The sequence below is a fragment of the Plantactinospora sp. ZYX-F-223 genome (assembly GCF_039649625.1).
In the GTDB taxonomy this organism is placed as follows: domain Bacteria; phylum Actinomycetota; class Actinomycetes; order Mycobacteriales; family Micromonosporaceae; genus Plantactinospora.
Genome location: NZ_JBDJAV010000129.1, coordinates 1 through 3,606, shown reverse-complemented (window position 1 = coordinate 3,606; position 3,606 = coordinate 1). Strand labels below are relative to the sequence as shown.

Sequence of the window (3,606 nt, the reverse complement as noted above, 5' to 3'; positions counted from 1 at the left end):
GGGGACCCGGCCAGCAGCGTCTCCAGCCCCGGCCGAGGTGCGGGTCAACCGCCCATCGCGGCGTCCACCGGCCCGGTGAGCAAGGCATCCCCCAGGGGCGTGCGGGCGTAGAGGACCGAGCGACCGTCCCGTCGTGCCGACAGGATCCCGGCCGCCGTCAGCGCCTTCAGGTGGGAGTTGAGCGTGGGCGGGGTCACCGTCACCTGACAGGCGAGCTGGGTCGTCGACATCGGCAGGTCCAGTTGGGCGAGGATCGTGGCGCGGGTACGCCCGAGCACCCCGGCGAGCGGGGATTGCTGCTGGATGGTCGGGGCCTCCCAGAGCCGGCCGAGCCCGCGCGGCGAGTACGTGACGGTCGGCGGGCCGGGATCACCCGTGCGGACGATTACGTCCGGCCAGGCGAAGACGCAGGGCACCAGCAGCAGTCCACGATGCCGCAGGTCGGCGTGCCCCTCGTAGTACTTGACGACGCGCAGCGTGTCGCGGTCGAAGCTGACCAGCGGGTGCAGCGTACGGAAGAGTTGCTGTACCCCGCCGGCGGCGAGTTCTTCGAGCCGATACCCCAGGTCGGCCTGCAAGAGGGCGCGGATCCGTGGCCAGTACGGCACGATGACCACCTGCCAGTAGTGTTCGAGCGCGACGACCAGGCGGGCCACTGCCGCCTCCGGGTCGTCGACGAGTTCCCGCAGCAGCCGCTCCCGTCCGGGCCGACCCGCGCCCTGCTGGGCAACCCAGTGTCCGGCCAGGTGCGATAGCTGCGCGACCACGGTGTCGAGGTCGGCCCCGGCCACCTCGTCGAGGCTCGCCTCGATGCTGGACAGTCGGGTCGACGGCGGCGGGACGAGGAAGTCGGGGATGTATCCGGTGGGCCGTACGACGGCGGTCAACAGTTCCAGGTCGACCTCGTCGAGTCGCGCCGCCACCTGCCGTATCCAGGGGGCGTGCAGTCGGGCCGCCGTGCTGGCGGACAGCGTTCGTACGCTGGTCACGGCCTCCATCAGTGGTGAGAAGGCGAACCGGATCCGGCCCAGGTCGTCCGCGCTGAAGTGCAGGTGGATCACCAGGCAGAGGCTAGCGCCCCAGTGACAGCCCGGCCCGGTCCGTGCCGTGCGGTGGCTGGTGCACCGGCCACCGCACATCCCTGCCCGGCGGAACCGGACGCAGCCCGGCCGAAGACCGAAATTCAAACTTGACTTATATAAGTGGCAGGTGACATTCTCTCTGCCGTGCAGGCGTTCGACGTGCTCGGCGATCCGGTGAGACGCCGGATCCTGGAACTGCTCGCCGACGGCGAACAGGCCGCAGGCGCAGTCAGCAGGGTCATCCGGACGGAGTTCGGGATCTCCCAGCCGGCGGTGTCGCAGCACTTGCGGGTGCTGCGGCAGTCCGGGTTCGCGACCGTCCGCCCGGACGGCACCCGCCGCCTGTACGCCGTCGATTCGGCGCCACTCCGGGAGGTCGACATCTGGCTGGAGCGCTTCCGCCGGTTCTGGACCCAGCGCCTGGACGCATTGGGCACCGAACTCGCCCGCGGCAGGCGCGAGCGCCGCGAACTACCCGACAAGGCTGCCGGGACGTCGTCCGCGGGCAGCCGACCATCCACGAAGAGCGAGGAAGAAACGTGATCGACATCATCAAGCAGGTGAACGCCACCCACCGGGAGATCGGCAATCAGGCCGTCGCCACCGGCGAAGGGCGGTCGCTGCTGCTGCGCCGCAGCTACGACGCACCGATCGAGGAGGTGTGGAGCGCCTGCACCGACCCCGAGCGGATCAGCCGATGGTTGGCCCCGGTCGAGGGTGACCTGCGGCTCGGCGGCAAGTACCAGCTCAAGGGCAATGCCGGCGGAGAGATCCTGCGCTGCGAGGAGCCCCGCCTGATCAAGGTGACCTGGATGCTCGGCGAAGGAATGTCCACCGAGGTCGAAGTCCGGCTCGCGCCCGACGCGGACGGCGGTACCGTACTGGAGCTGGAGCACGCGTCGCCGGCCCAGATCGTCGACGAGATGGTGGCCACCTACGGCGCCGGCGGCACGATCGGCATCGGTGGTGGCTGGGACATCGCCCTGCTCGGCCTCGACCTGTTCCTGGGCGGTACGGAGTTCGACCCCGCCACCTGGGAGGACACCCCCGAGGTGCAGGAGTTCGCCCGGCAGAGCTGCCACGCCTGGGGACCGGCGGTCCAGGCCGCCTGGGGGACCAGTGCCGAGGACCTCGCCGCGGCCATCGCGTTCGCGGTGCAGCACTTCGCCCCCGACACCAGTGGCGACGACAATGGCTGACCGGCGGTGGGCCGGAGTGGCCCGTCCGGTACCGGCGGACGGGACAGATCGGTGACCGGGACCGTCAGCGCCGAGCCCGGCAGGGTGCCCGGGACGGTCGTCGGGTCGACGAGGGCCCTGCTGGCCTGCGGCGTCGTCGCCGGCCCGCTATACATAGTGCTGGTCGTGCTACAGATGCTCACCAGGGACGGGTTCGACATCGGCCGGCACCCGGCCAGCCTGCTGAGCAACGGTGCCCAGGGATGGATTCAGATCGTCAACTTCGCGGTCACCGGCCTGCTGTTCGTGGCGTACGCGATCGGTCTGCGCCGGCTCCGCGAGCCGGGGGCGGGGCGGGCTTGGGTACCCCGGCTGGTCGGCGTCTTCGGTGCCGGGATGGTCGGTGCGGCGCTCTTCTCCGCCGACCCGGTCGACGGCTTCCCGCCCGGCACGCCGACCGGCCCGCCCACCAGCGTCAGTTGGCACGGGATGCTGCACTTCCTGGTCGCCGGGGTCGCCTTTCTCGCTTTGATCGCCGCGTGCTTCGGGTTCGCCCGGCGGTTCGCGTCGGCCGGTCGTCGCGGTTGGGCGGTGTTCAGCGCGACTACCGGCGGGCTCTTCCTGGCCGGCTGGATGTCGATCTTCGTGCTGGCGGGGTCCCGACCGGCCAACGTCGCCTTCGCCGTCGCGATCGGGCTCGTCCTGACCTGGACGTCCCTGCTGGCCGCGCACCACCTCGGCCGAGCCCGCGAGGGCTAGGAGCCGGGCCGCTAGTCCGAGACGAAGGGCGCGCAGTGGCCGGGGGAGTGCAAGTGGAGAGCAGCCAGCGTTGCGTATGGCGGTCGTGCGGGCCAGCCGGGTCGCGACGGTGGCTGCTCCACCCGGACGATTGGGCGCTGCGCTCATCGTCGCCCCGGACGGCGTCGAACGAGAACCTCGTACGCAGGGACACCGAACTTCTTCCACCGGGCGCAGCTGGAGGCTTACCTCGGCCGAGGTCAACCGTCTGACGAGGGCGGATTAGCCGAGCACGTTGGGTAAGCGCCCGGTGCGCGGGATGTCCGGCCCGTTCCGAATATCCGGTTCGATTTCATGATCGAGTCGGTTTGCTGGAATGTTGGTGGGCTGCCGGTCGTTACATCTCACGTACGGCCGAGTACCACCGGCTGTGAGCTGGGCTGGTGGTCGGGTCTCCGGGAATGATCCGGGGCCGCCGGTCGTTACATATGGTGTTCGCTCGAGTACCAGCATCCCCTGCGAGGTGCCGGGCGTTCTGTTGTCCCTTGGAGACCGGCGTGAGCGTGTGTCTCGGGACGAGTTTTCCAATGACACCCCGGATCCCTCGT

General features: G+C 70.1%; 4 protein-coding genes. 3 read left to right on the top strand and 1 reads right to left on the bottom strand.

What is annotated here, in order from left to right:
- Positions 1 to 44: 44 nt before the first annotated feature.
- A complete protein-coding gene (locus AAH979_RS42630; RefSeq protein ID WP_346263805.1) occupies positions 45 to 1,061 on the bottom strand; it encodes a DUF5937 family protein in 1,017 nt (338 codons plus the stop codon).
- A gap of 165 nt (positions 1,062 to 1,226) precedes the next feature.
- Here AAH979_RS42630 and AAH979_RS42625 point away from each other — a divergent pair, with 165 nt between their 5' ends.
- From AAH979_RS42625 to AAH979_RS42615, 3 genes are read left to right on the top strand one after another with little or no spacing between them, the layout of a single operon-like run.
- Positions 1,227 to 1,625: a metalloregulator ArsR/SmtB family transcription factor gene (locus AAH979_RS42625; protein WP_346263804.1), complete on the top strand. Its 399-nt coding sequence runs from the start codon at positions 1,227 to 1,229 to the stop codon at positions 1,623 to 1,625.
- Entirely contained in the window at positions 1,622 to 2,281 is a 660-nt protein-coding gene (locus AAH979_RS42620) for an SRPBCC family protein (protein WP_346263803.1), read from the top strand. The genes AAH979_RS42625 and AAH979_RS42620 overlap by 4 nt, the downstream gene beginning before the upstream one ends.
- Before the next feature lie 51 nt (positions 2,282 to 2,332).
- Positions 2,333 to 3,019 (top strand): DUF998 domain-containing protein, encoded by a 687-nt coding sequence (locus AAH979_RS42615; protein WP_346263802.1) that lies wholly within the window; start codon positions 2,333 to 2,335, stop codon positions 3,017 to 3,019.
- Positions 3,020 to 3,606 lie beyond the last annotated feature (587 nt).